The sequence below is a fragment of the Desulfomonile tiedjei genome, assembly GCA_016212925.1.
Taxonomy (GTDB): domain Bacteria; phylum Desulfobacterota; class Desulfomonilia; order Desulfomonilales; family Desulfomonilaceae; genus JACRDF01.
In genome coordinates this window covers 12709-30966 of the sequence record JACRDF010000050.1, presented here as the reverse complement: position 1 = coordinate 30966, position 18258 = coordinate 12709, and the positions used below count along the sequence as shown (strand labels likewise).

20 protein-coding genes are annotated in these 18258 nt (G+C 53.3%); 7 read left to right on the top strand and 13 right to left on the bottom strand.

Annotation, left to right across the window (positions count from 1 at the left end):
• Positions 1-56: 56 nt before the first annotated feature.
• The 3 genes from HY913_22380 to HY913_22370 form a co-directional block, all read right to left on the bottom strand.
• Positions 57-311 carry a hypothetical protein gene (locus HY913_22380; GenBank protein ID MBI4966044.1) on the bottom strand — a complete coding sequence of 85 codons (255 nt, stop codon included), beginning with the start codon at positions 309-311 and terminating at the stop codon, positions 57-59.
• Positions 312-798: 487 nt separating this feature from the next.
• Positions 799-1377: a hypothetical protein gene (locus HY913_22375; protein ID MBI4966043.1), complete on the bottom strand. Its 579-nt coding sequence runs from the start codon at positions 1375-1377 to the stop codon at positions 799-801.
• Between the two features lie 49 nt (positions 1378-1426).
• Positions 1427-3706 carry an ankyrin repeat domain-containing protein gene (locus HY913_22370; GenBank protein ID MBI4966042.1) on the bottom strand — a complete coding sequence of 760 codons (2280 nt, stop codon included), beginning with the start codon at positions 3704-3706 and terminating at the stop codon, positions 1427-1429.
• 479 nt (positions 3707-4185) lie between these two features.
• Between HY913_22370 and HY913_22365 the strand changes: the two genes are divergently transcribed.
• From HY913_22365 to HY913_22340, 6 genes are all read left to right on the top strand, one after another.
• Positions 4186-4413, top strand: a complete 228-nt coding sequence (locus tag HY913_22365; GenBank protein MBI4966041.1) for a rhodanese-like domain-containing protein — start codon at positions 4186-4188, stop codon at positions 4411-4413.
• Between the two features lie 3 nt (positions 4414-4416).
• A complete protein-coding gene (locus tag HY913_22360) occupies positions 4417-5025 on the top strand; it encodes a ferritin-like domain-containing protein (GenBank protein ID MBI4966040.1) in 609 nt (202 codons plus the stop codon).
• Positions 5026-5039: 14 nt separating this feature from the next.
• Positions 5040-5270 carry a hypothetical protein gene (locus HY913_22355; GenBank protein MBI4966039.1) on the top strand — a complete coding sequence of 77 codons (231 nt, stop codon included), beginning with the start codon at positions 5040-5042 and terminating at the stop codon, positions 5268-5270.
• A gap of 152 nt (positions 5271-5422) precedes the next feature.
• The gene (locus HY913_22350; GenBank protein MBI4966038.1) at positions 5423-5623 is read left to right on the top strand and encodes a heavy-metal-associated domain-containing protein; all 201 of its coding nucleotides are present in this window, start codon (positions 5423-5425) and stop codon (positions 5621-5623) included.
• Positions 5610-8075 (top strand): copper-translocating P-type ATPase, encoded by a 2466-nt coding sequence (locus HY913_22345; protein MBI4966037.1) that lies wholly within the window; start codon positions 5610-5612, stop codon positions 8073-8075. Before HY913_22350 ends, HY913_22345 begins: the two co-directional genes overlap by 14 nt.
• A gap of 40 nt (positions 8076-8115) precedes the next feature.
• Positions 8116-9636 carry a class I SAM-dependent methyltransferase gene (locus HY913_22340; protein MBI4966036.1) on the top strand — a complete coding sequence of 507 codons (1521 nt, stop codon included), beginning with the start codon at positions 8116-8118 and terminating at the stop codon, positions 9634-9636.
• On the opposite strand, the gene HY913_22335 is transcribed toward HY913_22340, so the two are convergent.
• Entirely contained in the window at positions 9594-10484 is an 891-nt protein-coding gene (locus HY913_22335) for a DUF2156 domain-containing protein (GenBank protein ID MBI4966035.1), read from the bottom strand. The two genes, HY913_22340 and HY913_22335, sit on opposite strands and share 43 nt — an antisense overlap.
• 121 nt (positions 10485-10605) lie before the next feature.
• Between HY913_22335 and HY913_22330 the strand changes: the two genes are divergently transcribed.
• Positions 10606-10782 (top strand): hypothetical protein, encoded by a 177-nt coding sequence (locus tag HY913_22330; GenBank protein ID MBI4966034.1) that lies wholly within the window; start codon positions 10606-10608, stop codon positions 10780-10782.
• Between the two features lie 13 nt (positions 10783-10795).
• Here HY913_22330 and HY913_22325 read toward each other — a convergent pair whose 3' ends face one another.
• The 9 genes from HY913_22325 to rpsD all read right to left on the bottom strand — a co-directional run bounded on the left by HY913_22325 (position 10796) and on the right by rpsD (position 18226).
• Positions 10796-11578 (bottom strand): hypothetical protein, encoded by a 783-nt coding sequence (locus HY913_22325; GenBank protein MBI4966033.1) that lies wholly within the window; start codon positions 11576-11578, stop codon positions 10796-10798.
• A 27-nt stretch (positions 11579-11605) separates the two neighbouring features.
• Positions 11606-12274: a type 4a pilus biogenesis protein PilO gene (gene pilO, locus HY913_22320; protein ID MBI4966032.1), complete on the bottom strand. Its 669-nt coding sequence runs from the start codon at positions 12272-12274 to the stop codon at positions 11606-11608.
• Positions 12275-12283: 9 nt separating this feature from the next.
• Positions 12284-12880, bottom strand: coding sequence for a PilN domain-containing protein (locus HY913_22315; protein MBI4966031.1), 597 nt, complete (start codon positions 12878-12880; stop codon positions 12284-12286).
• Positions 12881-13936, bottom strand: a complete 1056-nt coding sequence (gene pilM, locus HY913_22310) for a type IV pilus assembly protein PilM (GenBank protein MBI4966030.1) — start codon at positions 13934-13936, stop codon at positions 12881-12883.
• A 126-nt stretch (positions 13937-14062) separates the two neighbouring features.
• Positions 14063-14383, bottom strand: a complete 321-nt coding sequence (locus HY913_22305; GenBank protein ID MBI4966029.1) for a septum formation initiator family protein — start codon at positions 14381-14383, stop codon at positions 14063-14065.
• Positions 14384-14496: 113 nt separating this feature from the next.
• On the bottom strand, positions 14497-15297 hold the full coding sequence (locus HY913_22300; protein MBI4966028.1) for an ATP-binding cassette domain-containing protein: 801 nt from the start codon (positions 15295-15297) through the stop codon (positions 14497-14499).
• Between the two features lie 638 nt (positions 15298-15935).
• Entirely contained in the window at positions 15936-16367 is a 432-nt protein-coding gene (gene rplQ, locus HY913_22295; GenBank protein MBI4966027.1) for a 50S ribosomal protein L17, read from the bottom strand.
• Between the two features lie 15 nt (positions 16368-16382).
• Positions 16383-17432, bottom strand: a complete 1050-nt coding sequence (locus tag HY913_22290; protein MBI4966026.1) for a DNA-directed RNA polymerase subunit alpha — start codon at positions 17430-17432, stop codon at positions 16383-16385.
• Between the two features lie 167 nt (positions 17433-17599).
• A complete protein-coding gene (gene rpsD / locus HY913_22285) occupies positions 17600-18226 on the bottom strand; it encodes a 30S ribosomal protein S4 (GenBank protein ID MBI4966025.1) in 627 nt (208 codons plus the stop codon).
• Between the last annotated feature and the right edge of the window lie 32 nt (positions 18227-18258).

The following is an 18258-nucleotide window of genomic DNA, read 5'->3' as shown; positions in this document are numbered from 1 at the left end:
CATGCCTTGCCCTTGCTTTCACGGCAAGGGAACCCGGACTGGTGTGGCTTTGACGGTTAGTGAGCCTGAAAGACGTTGTCTTTGAAGTCGTCTACAAAGGCGTCGATATCCGGCCTATTTTCCTCATCTTCAGGGAGATTGCGGAGATCCACTATTTCATCGGTATCCTTTCGGTACAGAACAATTACCATCCTCTTGTTTCTGGCCCTGTTAGCCCAGGCCTCCGCTGTAATTACGGAGCCCATGAAGGGCCGCATAAACGGCTGATAGCCGTCTCGGGCCAGCTCTGCTACGACTTGTTGCCTGGTCATGGGTTTTTGCGCTCCTGCTCGGTGGGTTTCCCGGGGGCCCCACAGAGAAAGCCGTTTAGTTCCAGATCCGCCGTGGCGGGCGCGGGTCTTCCGTTGTAGGAGCGAGCAATTAGTATGCCAATCTCGTTGATACAATGAAACCAACATTAATACAACAAGTTACATTGGTTTTCCTCGAGATAAAATCCTGACAAAGCCTACCGTTAGGTATGTTTAGGCGACCAAACGTACCTGAATGTGTTATGTCTCTGCGCTTTCATGGAAGTGTAGCAAGCATCAAAAAGATAATTTCCGATTATGAAATGCGCCTCTTGAAAATTGGTGGGTGCCGGCCTACGGAAACTGTCTCAAAACCCTGAAATGGAAGGATTTCAAGGTACGGCGTGCTTCGAGAAGCGCCCTGATTCCGGTCGGTTCACGAACCGCCCCTACCACCATGCGGTGAAATTCTCGGTTTTGAGACAGTTTCTACTCTCCGGGACTTTTCTCATAATCGTCGTCTGATGTCCCTAATTCTGAATATGTTTTGGTTCATATTTCTAAGATTGTTGTTCAGGCTTCGCGTGCTCTGGTTAATGTTGCTTTTCGTCCTATCAATGTTGCTGAAGTCCGATTTTAGCCTGTTTTGAACTCCGGTGGTCGGGTCCACTCCGCCGGTAGAGCCTCTAAAGATCCGTCCGCAGCTCTTGCACGCCTTTTCGGGGGCAACCTTCTCGCCGCACTGCGGGCACACACGGTCCGGCGATTTTCCATCATCTTGTTGATCGGGCTCAGCGAGGTTTGTGGAAGGCTCCCCAGCGGGCACCGCGGATTCCCCGTGAGCAAAGGTCCATGCAAACGCCATCAGGAAGGCAACAGCCACGATAAACGCGCGCTTGCAGACGTTGGACCTGGAAAAGAAGTTCAGCCATCCATCCGGCCCTTTTTCTGCAAGCCTCTTCGGCAATTGTTGGTTCGCAAACACCTTAATTCTCAACTCCTGCCTGCCAATTTCAACCTCAGCCACTAAAAATGTAATCAGGAAATGCCTCAAGGACAACTCCCTTACCGCGAGGGCTTTGACCATGGACAATGAATCCGGCCTCGACGAAAGCCCCAGGGAAACCCCACAAGGGTCAACCGCGCTGATGCTCCTCCAGGATTTGCAGGACTTCGTGAAGCCCCAACTCCTTGGCCCGATCCAGGCATGTTTGGCCGGCGTAGTCCGCCGTGTGCACATCCGCGCCCCACATCAAGAGCAGCTGGATTGGCTCGATGTGAGCTTTCTCACAGGCCAGCATCAGGGCGGTTCGGCCGTCTTTGTCTCGCGTCTCAAGGTCGGGCCCGGCGGCCAGAGCGAGCTTCACGATTTCAGCCCTGCCACTGAGGCACGCCCACATCAAGGCCGTCCGGCCGTTGCTATCCTTGGTGTCGATATCCACTCCGGCATCCACGATGGCCTCAATCAGGTCCGGGGCGGCGTACGTCATGCACCACATCAGGGCCGTCCGTCCCTTTTGGTCCGCCATATTGACGGCCGCCCCTCTCCCCAAGAACAGTCTGACAGCGTCTTTCCGGTTTTTGTAGCAGGCCCACATTAACGGAGTCCGACCGGCCTTGTCCTTAGCATTGACGTCGCATCCGGCGTCCAAAAGGGGCTCAAGGTCCTGGTATCGCCCTTCCAGGCAAGCAGCGATCAAGGCTTCCGTGTTTCTGTCCGAGTCCTCTGACAGCACATCTTCGGCGTGGCTATCTGTGTCAGTGGTATCGTCCACCTCGTTGTCTGAAGACTCGGGGTATGCCTCTTCCTCCTCCATGGTCGGCCGCTTCACATACGCGCCGCCGGCGACGAGCGTTGTTACGACTTCGACATGTCCCTTTACCGATGCCCATGCTACGGCGGAGAGGTTGGCCTTATCCAGTGCATTTGGGTCTGCTCCCGCTTCGAGAAGGATCTGCACCACTTCGAGATTCCCCTTATAGGAAGCCCTAATCAAAGGTGTCAACCCGTGGTGGTTGGCGGCATTGGGGTCCGCTCCATGCTCGAGCAGCAGGCGCACCACATCCACCGCCCCGACTGAACAAGCTTTGAGCAAAGCAGTCTTGCCACCCTTGTCCCGCGCTTCTATGTTCCCACCGTTTTCCAAGAGAATATGGACGACTTCCCGATGACCTCTGAACGCGGCTCTCATCAGAGGTGTGAGGCCGTGAACGTCGGAAGTGTTCGCGTCAGCGCCGGCGCTCAACAGGCTTCGTACCTCTTCCACGTTGCCTGCCGCCGCGGCCCGGATCAGATCCGGTTGACCGTTGGGTTTTCTTTCAACCAGGAAGCCTTGGTCCAGGGTGAGTTCCAGCGCCTCGGTGCGTCCTGAACCCGAAACTTCAATCATAGTCTCGATGGTTTTTTCAGCCTCGGAAGTAACCGCGGCCCCTCTCTCCAGGAGCAGCTCCACTACCTCTTCGTGTGCCTCTTGAGATGCCCAAACCAGAGGAGTCATGCCGGCCATGTCAGACATTTCGACGCTCGCACCGCGGTCGAGTAACAGTTGAACCGCCTGAGTCCGACCCGCGCGGGCGGCCCACATCAAAGCCGTGCGGCCCGCTCTGTCCTCCAAGTCCACTGTAGCTCCATTGTCCAAAAGGAGCCTCATGAAGGTAACGTCGCCTTTGTCCGCAGCGACCATTAACGCGCTCCACCCTGCGCGATCCTGCGCGTCGGGATTTGCTCCGCTTTCCAAGAGGAGTTCGGTGGCAGGTTTGTGTCCCCGATACACAGCCTTCATCAACGCGGAGCGCCCGGCATTGTCAGAGGCATTGGCGTCGGCGCCCCGCTTGAGCAGCAGTTTCATCATTCCCAGGTGGCCGTCGAAGGCGGCCCTCATCAGCGGGGTCCACCCGGCTGAGTCTTTGGCGTCCGCATCTGCGCCTTGTTCCAGCAGCCTCGTCATAACGATCGGGTGTCCTGCCACGAGCGCGATCGTCAAGGCCGTCCTGCCATTGTCGCTTCGGGCATCAGGGTTGGAGCCACGATCTAAAAGAAACTTGACCATCTCGGTTTTGCCGTAACGGGCAGCCACCATCAAAGCCGTGCAGCCTTCCTCATCTCGGAGGTCCATATTGGCTCCTTTGCTGAGCAATAGCTGCGCAACATTTTTGTGACCTGCATACGAGGCGGCTATGAGGCCTGTATACCCTTTGCTGTCGCTTGCATTCACATCAGCCCGGGCATCCAGCAAAGTTTTCACTACGCGTTGATGTCCGGCCAGCGCAGCCTTTACAAGGGGCGTAGCGCCGGTTTCATCTCTGGAATTCGGGTCGACTCCCTTTGCCAGAAACTGCTTAACAACTTCGTGCTGGCCTTTCTGGGCTGCTTCGAACAACGCTTTGCTCTTGTCTCGTCCGAAGAGAATGGGCATTCCTTCGTCCTCTTCCGGCTGCCGGCGGCTCCCGTCAAATGCACATGACAACGGGACTTACGTTTGGGAGCGTCTAGGCTGGTATCTCGTGCAGTATTTCGAAGATTCGGTCCTAGTCCGGACCGATTCTCGGATTTTACATGAAAATTCACCGTAGAGTACAAGAAACTTTTATGGATCTTGAGCACCTGGAAGCAAGGGACCGCCTGCAAGCTTGCATAGTGGTAACCCATATAATGGCGACTGTCAGAACAGATCTTCCAAAACGCGCTGCGGTCACTGGCGCCGGCATCGACCAAAGTAGACGGGCATGGCCCGCCAAATCAAGGCTGAATAGCTCCGTTGAATTTTTCACCCGTCTCCTCTATGCTGCAATCACTGGAAAATAATGTCTTTGGCCTCGGCCCAACTTGTTTTGCATCGACCTCGGTCCGCTGTCAATACAGGCCGGGGCAATCTCCACAAGGAGGTCTCAGGAGATGTTCGAGACTTTGAAAAAGCTTTTCACACCAGCGCAGGCCCTGGAGCCATCCGGGTTAAAGGACTTCATGGACAAACATAAGACCGGGACATATACGTTACTGGATGTCCGGCAGCCCGGGGAATATGAAAAAGAGCACATTGCAGGGGCCACGCTTATCCCACTGCCGCAACTCGGCGACGCATTCGATCAGTTGGACCCGGAGAAGCCGATCATCGTTTATTGAGCTGTGGGTGGCCGGAGCCGAGTTGCGGCTCAACTGCTGGCCGGTCGCGGGTTCAGAGAGGTGTACAATCTGAGTGGAGGCATCAAGGCGTGGGAAGGCAAGGTTGCTGAAGGACCTGTGGAGCTGAATTTGGACATGGTTCGCGGAGATGAGACCCCCGCGGAAATCATCAGACTGGCCTATGGCATGGAGCACAGTCTGGGCGAGTTTTACGAGACAGCGAAATCCGTGACGAAGGATAGCGACATTGTGACAATGCTCGACACCTTGTCCAAGGTAGAGAACAAACACAAAGCTTATTTGGTCGAGCTAGGCAAATCGATCGACCCCGGCGGGGAAAGTGGAGAAGCGCTGGAGATAAAGGCTGCTTCAAATACCTTGGAGGGTGGCTTTAACAGCGTGGACTTCCTCAAAAAGAACGAGAGGTTTATGCAATCCGTTCCCGATCTGTTGGACCTGGCCATGATGGTAGAAACACAAGCTTTTGATCTCTACTTTCGATTCTCGGGGAAAACGGGGAACGAGCAGACCAAGGTTGTGCTTTACAAAATAGCAGACGAAGAGAAAGGCCATCTAGCTGCTCTGGGGGCTTTAAGGGACGCCAAAGCCTGAAAAGGGGAGATACAATGGACCGCTTTGAATATGAGATTACGACACATTCATCCGAAACCTTTCGCCGCCTGGTTTACTTCTGCTCTGAGGGGGGAGATTGCGGAATCGAAGAGGTCCCTGCCGAAGAGCCTCAGCTTCTTGTCGACCTGTTTAATGAGCGAGGCAGGGAAGGGTGGGAACTGGTGCAATTGCTTTTCGGGAGCAACGGATTCATGGCGTATTGGAAAAGAAAGCTTAATGTATAGGAAGCAGTCGGCACACTGGAAACGAAAAGGATCTTGACAGAATAGTAATATATTTATATCTGTATACAAAGATATAGGCGACGGAGCAAGCTCAGGTTCAGAGAACCAAAGAGGACAAACACATCTTATGCCAACAATAGAGGAAACGGAAGATGAAGGAAACTGTCAAAATAAAAGGCATGTCCTGTAATCATTGCGTTATGGCGGTGATCAAAGCGCTGAAAGAGGTGGACGGCGTCGCTGATGTCCAGGTGGACCTGGCGCAAGGAGAGGCGACTCTCGAAAGCCAGGGCGCAATAGACATGAAGCAAGTAGCCTCAAAGATAGAGAAAGCCGGCTATGAACTTGGCTAAAGACACCATCCAGATCCGGGGGATGAGTTGCGCTGCCTGTGTCCGCCGGGTCGAAAACGCGCTCGGCGAAATGCAGGGCGTCGAGAATGCATCCGTAAATTTTGCCACGGAAAAGGCCTCCGTGGAGTACGACCCTTCGGTGGTGGACATTGCAGCTATAAGAACTGCGATCAGGGGTCTTGGATACGAGCCGGTGGTGCTCCCGTCAGGCTCTGAACAAGGAATCCGGAAAACCACGATCTCCGTGGGGGGCATGAACTGCGCTGCTTGCGTCAGGCGAGTTGAGAAGGCGTTGCTCTCGGTTCCAGGGGTGACTGATGCCGCGGTAAATCTGGCCACGTCAAAAGCGACCCTCACCCACTTGCCGGGCGCAGCCACCGCCGTGGAACTGAAAGAGACACTGGACGACGCAGGGTACCAACTACTGGGGGTTGCTGAGGCTGCCGGCGCGGACCCCATTGAGGAAGCCCGCAAGAAGGAGCAGAAGGACCTAAAGATTAGGCTCGTAGTCGGCTTTATTCTGACAGCACTTATACACGCGGGCTCCGCTCCGCATCTGTTCCCGTTCCTGGAATCCATTCCGCATCATCGAATGCTCCTTTTCCTTTTCATCATCACAACCCCGGCGGTCTTTTGGGTTGGTGACAGGTTTTTCATAGGCGCCTGGAAAGCAGCAAAGCAACACACTACGGACATGAATACCCTTGTCGCTGTGGGCGCGCTTTCAGCATATCTCTATTCCAGTCTGGTCACTTTCTTCCCGGCCTTTTTTGCCACCGCGGGAATTACGCCTCACGTGTATTTCGACGGCGCTGCCATGATTGTAACGCTCATACTTCTGGGGAGATTCCTCGAAGCTCGAGCCAAAGGCAAGACCTCGATGGCTATTAAGAGGCTCATGGGCCTCAAGCCCAAGACCGCCCGAGTGGTCAAGGACGGCCGCGAGATAGACATACCGATAGACATGGTTGCCAAAGATGACGTCATCGTTGTAAGGCCGGGCGAAAAAATCCCCACGGACGGAATGGTCGTGTCAGGAATCTCCACGGTGGATGAATCCATGCTTACCGGCGAAAGCATCCCGGTGGCTAAGGAGGCCGGGAGCGAGGTGTTTGGAGCTACAATCAACAAGAGCGGCAGCTTCACCTTCAAGGCCACCAAAGTGGGAGCGGAAACAGCGCTGGCTCAAATAATTCGACTTGTGGAGGAAGCTCAGGGATCGAAAGCCCCGATTCAGAGGCTGGTTGATAAGGTGGCATCGGTCTTTGTGCCTGTTGTCTTTGCTATTGCGGTCTTGACCTTTGTTGTGTGGTACTTCCTGGTGCCGGACCCAATATTCAGCCGCGCGCTTTTGAATTTCGTCTCCGTTCTGATAATCGCGTGCCCTTGCGCGATGGGACTCGCGACCCCTACAGCGGTAATGGTGGGAACAGGCCTCGGCGCAGAGAGGGGAATTCTGATAAAAGGCGGGGAAAGTCTCGAAAAGGCCTACAAGCTAAACACAGTTGTATTCGACAAAACAGGTACCCTTACAAAGGGAGAGCCTGAAGTTACCGATCTTTTTCCGGCAATGAATGCAAACGGGAAAGACCTGCTGGAAATAGCCGTGTCCATTGAAGCCGTTTCGGAGCATCCTCTGGCATCTGCCATCATAGCAAAGGGACGAGCCGAAAACACTGCCGTTCAGCCGGTGGAAGGCTTTGAAGCTCTGTCAGGTCTTGGGGTGAAAGGCTCTATCCGCGGGAAGAGCGTGTTTCTCGGAAACCTGCGCCTCATGAAACAAGAAGGGATGTCCATGAACGGGCTGGATGCCGAGGCCAAAGCCCTGTCCGATCAGGGTAAGACGGTGGTCTTTGTGGCTCAGGACGGACAGGTGTCCGGTCTCATCGGCCTTCTTGATGTGCCTCGCGAATCCGCGAATGAAACAGTGGAAGCCCTGAAGCGAATGGGCTTAAACGTAGTGATGATCACAGGCGATAATGCCAAGACGGCTCAGGCTATTGCGCAAGCTGTTGGAATAGACGAGGTGCTCTCGGAGGTGTTGCCCGGTGACAAGGCCGCGGAGATTCGCCGCCTGCAAAACAAGGGATGGGTCGTTGCAATGGTCGGCGACGGAATAAACGACGCGCCTGCCCTCACCGCGGCGGACATAGGCATAGCTATAGGAGCCGGCACGGACGTGGCCATTGAGTCCAGCGACATTACCCTCATCAAGAGCGACCTGCGGCTGGTCCCTTCGGCGATCAGGCTGTCCTTTAAAACCATGAAAGTGATCAAACAGAACCTCTTCTGGGCTTTTTTCTACAACACCCTGGGCATTCCCATTGCAGCGGGCGTGCTTTATCCATCCTTCGGCATACTCCTTAACCCTGTGTTTGCCGCTGCCGCCATGGCCCTGAGTTCGGTGTCCGTGGTCAGCAACTCGCTGCGATTGCGTTGGTCCAAGACCTGAGACCAATGCCCCTTCAACAAGAAGCAAATTGGAGTAAGAGTTGAGCAGAGACCTGGGGGACTTCCAGACTCCGCCCGAGTTGGTATCGAGGGTCCTGACGGTCCTTGGTCCCATAGGCGAACTCTGGCCCAGAGTCCTCGAACCCACTTGCGGGAGCGGGAATTTTATCAACGGGCTCCTCGGGCTACCGTATCCGCCCCTGGAAATCAAGGGCGTCGAGCTTCAAGGCGCACATGTGCGGCAAGCCGAAAGAGGAATTCGGCGGGCTGCTTCCGTTTCGGTGGAGATTCGGCACGCAAATCTTTTCGACATGGACCTTCGCCGGGACCTGAAGTGGACGCAAAGCGGTCCGCTGCTGATTATAGGAAACCCGCCCTGGGTGACGGCCGCGGAGGTAAGCTCACTCGGCGGGAGCAACCTGCCGAAAAAAACCAATTTGAGGGGCTTGCCCGGCCTCGATGCCATAACCGGGGAATCCAACTTCGATTTGGGCGAGCACATCTGGATAAAACTGCTGACAGAGCTTGCCGCCGAACGGCCCACCATAGCAATGCTTTGCAAAATGGCCGTTGCGCGCAATGTGCTGCGGTTTGCTCAGCAGAAGTCCCTGTGGCTGGACCATGTCTCGATTCGGAGGATAGATGCGGGGAAGTGGTTCCATGCCTCTGTCGAGGCGTGTCTACTTTCCGTGACCGTTGGTTCGGAAGCACGCGGCGTTGAGGCCAAAGTCTACCCGGACCTCGACTCACACGATCCCATAGAGGTGCTGTCGGTCGTTGAAGGCAGAGTGAACGACGTCTCGGGATACCGCCGGACTGCTTTCATGGATGGGATTTGTTCTTTGACTTGGCGGCAGGGGTTGAAACACGACGCCGCAACCGTCATGGAGTTGAGGCAATCCGAAGGTGCACTGCGAAACAAGCTCGGTGAAAAGGCAATTGTTGAGCCGGATTACCTTTATCCGCTCCTAAAAGGGTCCGACTTGTTCAATCAACCGGACCCGATTCCGGATCGCTTCACAATTGTGACGCAGCGAAAACCGGGAGAGCCCACGGATCGGCTCCGGGATGAAGCCCCGCGGTTGTGGGCGTACCTCGAAAGAAATGCCGCGTTCTTTGCCAAACGCAAGTCCGCTGTCTTCAAGGGACGGTTCGCCATTTTCGGTATTGGGGACTATTCTTTCGCGGATCACAAGGTTGCGGTTGCGGGCATGTACAAGACCGCGCGGTTTCGAGTGGTGCGTCCCTTCAATGGACGTCCTGTGATGCTAGATGACACTTGCTATTTTGTGCCATGCCAATCGCTGGAACACGCAGTTCTGGTCGCTTCCCTGCTTAACGACCCGATTTGCCTGGAATTCATAGCCGCAGTGACCTTTGCCGATGCCAAGCGACCCATCACAAAAGCGGTCCTTCAGCGGATCGACCTTGCGGCCTTGCTGGCCCGGCTGGATCAGAATGAATTGCGCTCACGTGTCTATGATGAGTATGCCCGCATGACCGGGAGAGAAATTCCTCCTCAGTCTGTTTTTGGCCTCAACATGAACTTTTCGACCATATGATGCGGATAGTATGATTTCTTGGCTTTTCTCAGGCCTTCAATCCCGAGATCTTGTTCCCGATTCATGAATTTTGCCTTGGACCAGGCCTCCTGACAGAATAACTGATTGATGACAGCGTAAAGGCCGGGAATCTCCGGATTAGCTTTCTCGACGTGAATTACCGCGGTATCCGGATTCAGCATCTCGCCCAGCGAGAAGGCTTCCACAAGCGAGTTGACCAAGATCACGCCACCTTTATAGTCCAGTTCCTCGTAATTCTTTAGGGCCTCGTAAATCGCCATGTCTTCGGCCATGAGTGCAGGGCTTTCGCCACAATCCTTTATCTCGCACCAGCTCTCCTGGAGGTTTAAGCAACAGTGGACCAGGTCGAGGTCGAGTTCCCGGTACTCGAATTCGTAGTCTTTCGTGAACCTGTTGATATGATTCTTTTTACCGTGGTATTTGTTTCCAGGCAGATTGATGAGATCTTCGGCAAGGTATACATAGTCGCTATTGTCCCGATCTTTTACGATTTCGTACTGCTCCGGGTCGACCAATTCTTCAACGAAATCCTTACTCACGCGACAAATCATTACCTCGTTCGTCAGATCACCCAAAAGTTTGGCCAAAAAATCGAGCGCTCCCCGTTTGTTCCCGGGTCCAACTGGCGGAAGTGCGAAGGGTAGACTGTCTAATGGATGGAGGATTATGAGGAGGCAGTCCTCCCGACGGCGCCACTTGGGACGATACCGGTGCCTCCACATGAAAAGATTGGTGAAAGTCAATTCAGAGGTTTGTGGTGGGTCCTGTGAAAAGAAGTCATCAAAGACTTCTTTGGCAGTCAATTCGATCGGTTTGAAATCATACATCAAAGGCCTCCTGTCGCCCCCTTGCCACGGCAACTGCTTGGCTGTATCCTAGAACTGTTGCGGCTCGAAATCCAGACGGAATTCCGCGGCAGCCACACGGTTTGCCGAAAGGACTGTTACAATGAACGAGAATGAATTGAAAGACCTGATTATGAGAAGGCAGGTAGACGGTAAAATATCCTGCAAAGTCGTCTTCGACATAGCTGACGAGGCGGGAGCGTCAAAAGGTGAGCTAGGCGAACTGCTAAATGAAATGCGAATTAAAATACGCGCATGTCAACTTGGGTGCTTCAAATAGTCACCTGGCCCGATCATAATTCTCGACCCTCACGTCCTTCTCGCAGCAGACGCATGGGCACGTCTTTTCGGGTCCTGTGGTCATGCAAAGTAACACCCTCGGCGTTGATCTGGGTGACTGTGGCCCTCCCGATCTGCATGCCGGAGGTAATGAAATAGCCCCGGCCATCAGGATCTTCCACCAGTCCCTTGAAATTACCTTCCTCCACCTGAATTACACCCACCAGTTTCAACTGAGCGGGATCGAACCTACAAAGCGGCATTGAAGGCGGGCAGTCGGTCGGCAAAACTTCCGTAGGTTGTCGAAACGGGTCACGCCCAGCAAATAGATCTCTTGCCGACTTTGTCTCAACAGGACCTGTCGGTGGCTTTTCGGCAGCAGGAGCCATCTGCCCCGGGTCGCGCTTCTTTCCCTCAGCCGGTCCCGTAGGAACCTGAGCGGCCTTGGGGGGAGCAGGTGGCGTGGTTGGTTCGCCGGACGGCTTTACCTCTGTTTCAGGGCTTGGTTTTTCTCCCGGGGCGCTTCTCTTGGCCGGGGCCGGCGTCGGCGTCGGAGAAGTAGCGGGTCCGGTTTGGATTTCCGGAACTTGTTTTTCACCGGGGACGGTTCTTTTGGCCTGGATTATGGTAACCGCAGATCCCTGGGCCGAAGCCGATAAAACAGGGGATGTTCGCCCAAGGACGTGATCTAAGGCAATATTTGCTTCCTCGCAGCCACTTAGCAGGGCTAGCATACTCGTGCTCAAGACCAGACTGAACAGTCTCTTGAATCCATATCCACAAATCAGGTGTTTCATTCTGAAACCTCTGTAACCTCCGGGCCTTTAGCGACGCCGTCCCGCTGGTTTTTGGGGCGCGGCCTGCTTCTTCTTGGCAATTGCCTGTATCTCGTCTTGCGATAGCCTACGATAGGTCACTCCGCTGATATCACCGTCCAGAGGAATTACGTCAAGCTTTCTAGCCAGATCTGTTTCCCTGACGCTTAGACCTCCAGCCCTTATAAGGCGGATCGTCGGCACATTGACTATTCTGGGGAGGGTATTCAGGCTCGCCAAAAAAGCTCCCTGCTTCTGATAATCCCCTCGAACGTTGAGCTGAATAGGAATGGTGGCATAATAGAGTTCTTCGTTAATTTGCTCTTGTCCCGGAACGAACCTCTTGGCGACAAGGTTGGATTCACTCATCAGATCCGTAATCTTCTTCAGCAGTTGCTCGATATCTTGTTTTTCAGGCAGTGAGGCCACCATAGTCTGCAAACGTTTCCTAAGTTCTTCGATCCTGGTTTTCAACTTGGGCCCTTCCTGGAGTATCTTTTCCTGGTTCATTATCTCAAGCTTGATTCGCCCTATCGATTGCTCGAGCTTGGCAATCTGATCTTGCATCTCGTAGATCACCAGAAAATAAAAGCCTACCAGAAGCAAGACCGCGATGGCCACCACTATAAGGATTCGCTGAATCCTGTTGATCTTAAAGAATACTTCCTCGACGGTCATGGCCCACCTTCACTGAATATTGCCAACGATCTTGAAACTCATGGTCCCGAGACCCGCGGTTGCGCTGGAAGCAACGATCTGCACAAGCTTTACGTTGCCAAAGTAGCTCCGCTCGTCTTTCTTGTTGGGATCCGTCCAGGGCTGCTTATCCGTGAATCCCTGCCGTACTTTCTGCAGTCTCTCCACAAAATTTACCACCACCGTGTTGTCTATTCCCGTGCCGTCGAGCGTAAAATTTCTTCCGGTTTTGGAGATGGCACTAATCCATACCTCGTCCGGGATGGCAAGGGAAAGAGCCGCCATGAATGGGGCAGGAGTGTCGCGGATTTTGGTCAGCCTCTCTATGGTGTCGACCTGCTTCTGAAGCCTGGTGATTTCATTCTTGAGGGCTTCTATCTCTTTGTTCTGTTCCTTGAGTTTGTTAAGCTTTGTCTGCTGAACTTTCTGCTCCCCCTCCAGACTGCTCACCCTATAGGTGAAAAACGTGTAGGAAAGGACCATCAAACCGAAGGCGGACACAATTATGATGATCGCGAGCAGCGCAAACTGCTTAAACTCACGTTTCCGAAGCGTTTCCCTGATCGGGAGAAGATTGATCCTGACCATTTATACCTGCTTGTCTTTTTCGTCCCTCAGGGCCAAACCAACGGCAACCGCCATGGAAGCCCCGATGTTGTTGAGATAATCCATATCAAAGACCTTCTCGTCCACCCGAAGACTCCTGAACGGGTCCACGATCTCGACAGGAATGTTCAGTTCCGATTCCATGGTCGAGGACAGACCGTAAGTCAATGCCGCGCCACCGGAAAGGAATATCTTCTGAATCGGATCGTAAGAGATGTTTGTGGAAAAGAAGTCGAGTATCTTCTGTAACTCCGAGACGAAATAATCAACAGACCGCAGAAAAATCTTGCGCAGACTCCTTGGATTAATTTTTTCCAGTTGGGCGCCGCGCTTGATATTCTCCGCTTGGTCGAATTCCACATCAAAAAAACGCACAATTTCTCGGGTGATAGAATCCCCGCCGAGCGGCAGGTCCCTCGTGTATTGCGACGCGCCCGATTTGAGTATGTTAATGTTAATCGTGCTCGCCCCCACATTGACCAGCGCTATCACTTCCTCTTGCACGTTGGGGTAGCAGAATTCGTACATGACCTCCAAAGCAAATGGATCAACATCCACCACAACCGGCGCCAGGTTTAAAGAGGACAACAAATCCAGATACTCACCCATATAGTCTTTCTTCGCTGCCACAAGCACCACTTCCATGGCGCCTTCTTTTTCGGGTCTGTCGCCCATGATAAAGAAATCAAGGTTCACGTCCTTGATATCAAAGGGGATGTAGGGCTCCGCCTCCATTTGAATCTGCTTTTCCAGTTGAGCATCGCTCATGGAACTCATGGTGACCTGCTTGATAATCACAGCCTTTCCCGCAAAAGATACGGCCACCTGCCTGGTGCGGCTCTTGGAACTCCTGTACAACGAACTTACGGCATTCCCCACAAGATCCGGCTTCTTGATTGACTTGTCCACAATGGCTCCGTCAGGCAAAGGAACCAAACCGGCAAACTGCAATTCAAAGCCCCTCTTGGAACGGTCCACCTCAACCATCTTGACGGCATTGGAACCTATGTCCAGTCCGATGATTTTTGTAACTGCCATTTTGCTTCCTTGACGATAAAGCCTGGGTCTTTTTTGGCCGCAGGGTTAGGATACAGAAAATTCAGGTGGTTGTCAATAAAAAATGATAATTTTGGGTAGGTTATATCAAAAACATAAAGTAAATCGTTAATTGTCGGCTCCAGCGGACGATCTTTGTCCACGATCGAAAAGGTAGACCGTTTCGTCCGGCCTGGCCATGCCAAGCTTTTTCTTGGCGACCTTCTGAATCGTTTTCGGGTCCGATCGCAGGAGTATAACCTTGCGTTCCAGCGATTTTATTTCCATCGCAAGGGTTTGATTTTCCTTTTGGAGGAGTGTCCGCTTTTCCAGCAGCTTGGACCTTTGGTTCCAGCTGTTTTCTCCTGCCAGGATTCCGAATGCCGCGACACCGGCGAAAAGGACCGTGAATTTAGTGTACTTGACAATCCGCTTCCAAATCAGTTTCATTGGCAAACCGTTGCGGTCGAAACTCCAGTAGTTCCGCCCCGCAGACTAGGATCTCTCTTTTTATATATACCCCACCGGAGTGATATTCTCAATACATTTCGAGGAAACAGCAATTATTTATTAAGATAATTTAGCAATGAGTCCAGGAGCTTGCCATCATTCGCCTGGTGAGCCGGGATGATGCCGCATTCCAGAAGAGCATGTCTCAGAGCAGGCAGTCCTCCCGCCATAGCCGCCCACCGATTTCCGGCCTGGCTACTCATGAAATCCGCAGGGCTTCCATCGAATTGGACGCCGCCTCGAGCAAGAAACAAAATTCGGTCCGCGCTCATTGCTTCTTCCAGGCTGTGGGTGATCTCGATTATAGTCAACCCCGGAGTTCGGCGAAGCGTTCCGAGAAGGGACCGGATGGAAAGTCGGCTTGGCCTGTCCAACATGCTCAAGGCCTCATCCACTATCAACACCTTGGCCCCGGCGGCTAGAACTCCGGCCAGTCCGACCTTCTGCTGCTCCCCACCGGAGAGAGTATGCACCAGCCGGTTTTTCATGCCGGCCAACCCCGTCCAAGCCAAGGCCCGATTCAACCTGATCTCCATCTCGTCCGAGGCAATGCCCTGGTTTTCCATCTCGAACACGATGTCTTCTTCGACCGATATACCGACAAAAGAGTCATAAGGGTCGCCCCCAAGATATCCGAGGCAAGCGGAGCCTCCGGGACCTGCCTCATTGAAAACCACAGATCCGCTGTCAGGTTGAACCAAGCCCTTGATCAGCTTTCCAAGCGTACTCTTGCCCACGCCATCCTGTCCCATGATGGCAATCCATGAGAAGTCCTCGATGGTCAGGCTGAGATCCTCGAAAAGGGGGGGATCGTCCTTGGAATATGAAAAAGAAATGTTATTGACAAGAATCATCGGGACCAGAAAGAAGTCATGGTGATGGCCGGCAATGCTGCCGATATGGGGTTGCCTCTATAGGGATGGACATCTGGCCCTTGCGGCGCGGACAGTGGAGACGCTTGTCCCACCAATCCATAGCCGGGCTGGGAATGTCTTCTAGAAACGAGGATCAGACAACGCTTCCGACAACTTTCATAAGCATACTATACAAAGCGGCATTAAAAATGAAGCAAGCACGTCCCCGAGACAGGTCAGTAAGGTCACGGCATGCGGTGACCTTCAGCGCACAGAGCTGTCCGTTGAGGCGTCGTTTTCAAGGTCAAGTTTAGCAATATGAGGTCGAAGAAGGAAACCGCCGGTAATACCAATGCGCTTTCGTACAAGTGAACATGGCGGGCATCCCGCGTGCCGCGGGACCGCCACCACATTATGGTAGCGGTCGGCGTCCCTGCCGGCCATTCCATTGCTAATGTCACTTCTTTGAAGGCGCATCGGTGTGAAACCCCTTTAACAGGGGCTTCTACGCGTAGACTGCTCGTTTGAACGCCAATTCGGAAACAAGGGGTACCGCGCGGCGGGCGGGAAGGGACTAGTCGAGGCGTTAGGCCTGGCAGGCCTGGTTTTCATACCTGCCAAAAGCAATGGGGCGCCGTTCACTTGGATTTCAAGGTGTCCTTAATCTTGTCTTTAATGGACTTAGGCTTGCTTTTGGCCTTGGTCTCTACAGGCTTCTTTTCCACCAATTCCACAAGAGACATGGCGGCTCTATCGCCTTCGCGGTATCCTGTCTTCAAGACCCTCACGTATCCTCCGTCACGGTTTGCGAAACGCGGGGCGATATCCTCGAAAAGTCGTTGTGCCACCTTCTTGGACCGGATCACCTCAAGAGCCTGACGTCGGGCATGGAGGTCCCCCCTTTTGCCAAGGGTGATCATTTTGTCGGCCACACTTCTCAGCGCCTTTGCACGGGCGTCCGTGGTGGTTATACTCTCGTGTTCCAACAAGGATGTAACCATATTGCGAAGCATTGCTTGCCGTTGCGAAGTCCTCATCCCTAATTTAAATCGTGCTTTTCTGTGCCGCATATCCGTCTCCCAGGCCTATTCACCGATATAATTCTGTCTTTCCTGTTGCATCCTCTCCAGCTCTTCTCGGCTGGGAAAGTTCGGAACATTCATCCCGAGGTGCAGGTCCATATCGGCCAAAATCTCTTTGATTTCATTAAGCGACTTTCGACCGAAGTTCTTTGTTTTCAGCATTTCCGCTTCGGAACGTTGAACCAATTCCCCAATAAACCGGATGTCTGCGTTCTTGAGGCAGTTGGCTGATCTGACACTGAGTTCCAGCTCCGCGACGCTTCTATAGAGATTATCATTAATCTCCGGTTCGCGCTGAGGTCTCTCGTCGTGTGTTATCTTCTCTTCTTCCTCAAAATTCAAGAAAACCAGGAACTGCTCTCTGAGAATTTTCGCAGCCTGGGCCAACGCGTCTTCGGGGTGGATCGCTCCGTCGGTCCATATTTCCATGGTAAGTCTGTCGTAATCGGTTCTTCGTCCCACTCGGGCGTTGGTGATCTTGTAGCTCACCTTCCGGATGGGCGAAAAGGCAGCGTCCAGCGCCAAGGTTCCAATAGGATCATCTTCACGCTTATTGAGTTCGGCAGGGACATATCCTTTACCCCACTCTGCGGTCATGGTTAGGGACAGCCGGCCTTCTTTTGACAAAGTCGCCAGAATCTGATCGGGATTGATTACTTCTACAGTCTCGTCCGTGGCAATGTCACCGGCTCGCACTTCGCCCTCGCCCACGGCTTCCAGCATCAATGTCTTGGGATAGGCGGTGTGGAGCTTCAAATTAACTCTTTTCAGGTTCAGGATCAGATCGGTAACGTCTTCCTTGACCCCGGGAATAGTAGAGAACTCATGGAGCACACCCTCGATCTTGACCCTGGAAATAGCCGCTCCCTGCAAAGAAGAAAGGAGTACCCGGCGCAAGGAATTTCCCAAGGTGATTCCGAATCCTCTTTCCAGGGGCTCACATACAAACTTCCCGTAGAAAGGGGTGTGGGTGGCTTCCTCGACTTCCATTCGCCGCGGTCGGATGAGTTCCGTCCAATTTCGTCTCATCAGGGTTTGCCCTGTATCGGTCATGGCTTCCCTCGTCGTGATTCGTGAATACTGCAAAGCAGAATTCGTGTGTGGTCCTCGGGAACAATTCGCTGAGGCAACTCACAGGCCCGGTACCGGGCACCGTCCTTTGTCGTCTGGCGTCTGTTCCGTTACTAGACCCCTCTCCGAAGGGGCGCGTCCTATGACAACTATCGCGAGTAGAACTCGACGATTAACTGCTCTCTAATGGTCGGGGGCAGGTCTTCTCTTGTCGGAAGTTCCTTGACAGTGCCTTTGAAGCCGGCAACGTCCACGTCAAGCCAATGTGGCATCCCTTTCCTGCTTACCGTCTTGAGGGACTCTTCGATTGCCGGGATACTTCTGCTCTTTTCTCTCACCTCGACAACCATGCCCGGTTTGGTCTTGAACGAAGGGATATCGGTTTTTCGGCCGTTGACGACGAAGTGCCCATGGTTGATCAGTTGCCGTGCCTCGGCTCTGGAAGCCGCAAAACCCATTCGAAAGACCATGTTGTCCAGCCGGGTTTCCAGCAAAAGCAAAAGATTCTCGCCGGTTACTCCTTTAGACCGCTCCGCTAAATGAACATAGTTGCGAAACTGCTTTTCAAGGACTCCGTATATGCGCTTGACTTTCTGCTTCTCACGGAGCTGAACGCCGTAGTCCGTGTGTTTGACGCGGCTCTGGCCGTGTTGCCCGGGAGGAAAGTTCCTTCTTTCAACGGCGCATTTGTCCGAAAAACACCGATCTCCCTTGAGGAAGAGTTTTGTGGTCTCCCTACGGCAAAACCTGCATACTGATTCTCGATATCGAGCCAAGCCTGTCTCCTTTAATTTGACGAAAGCTTATA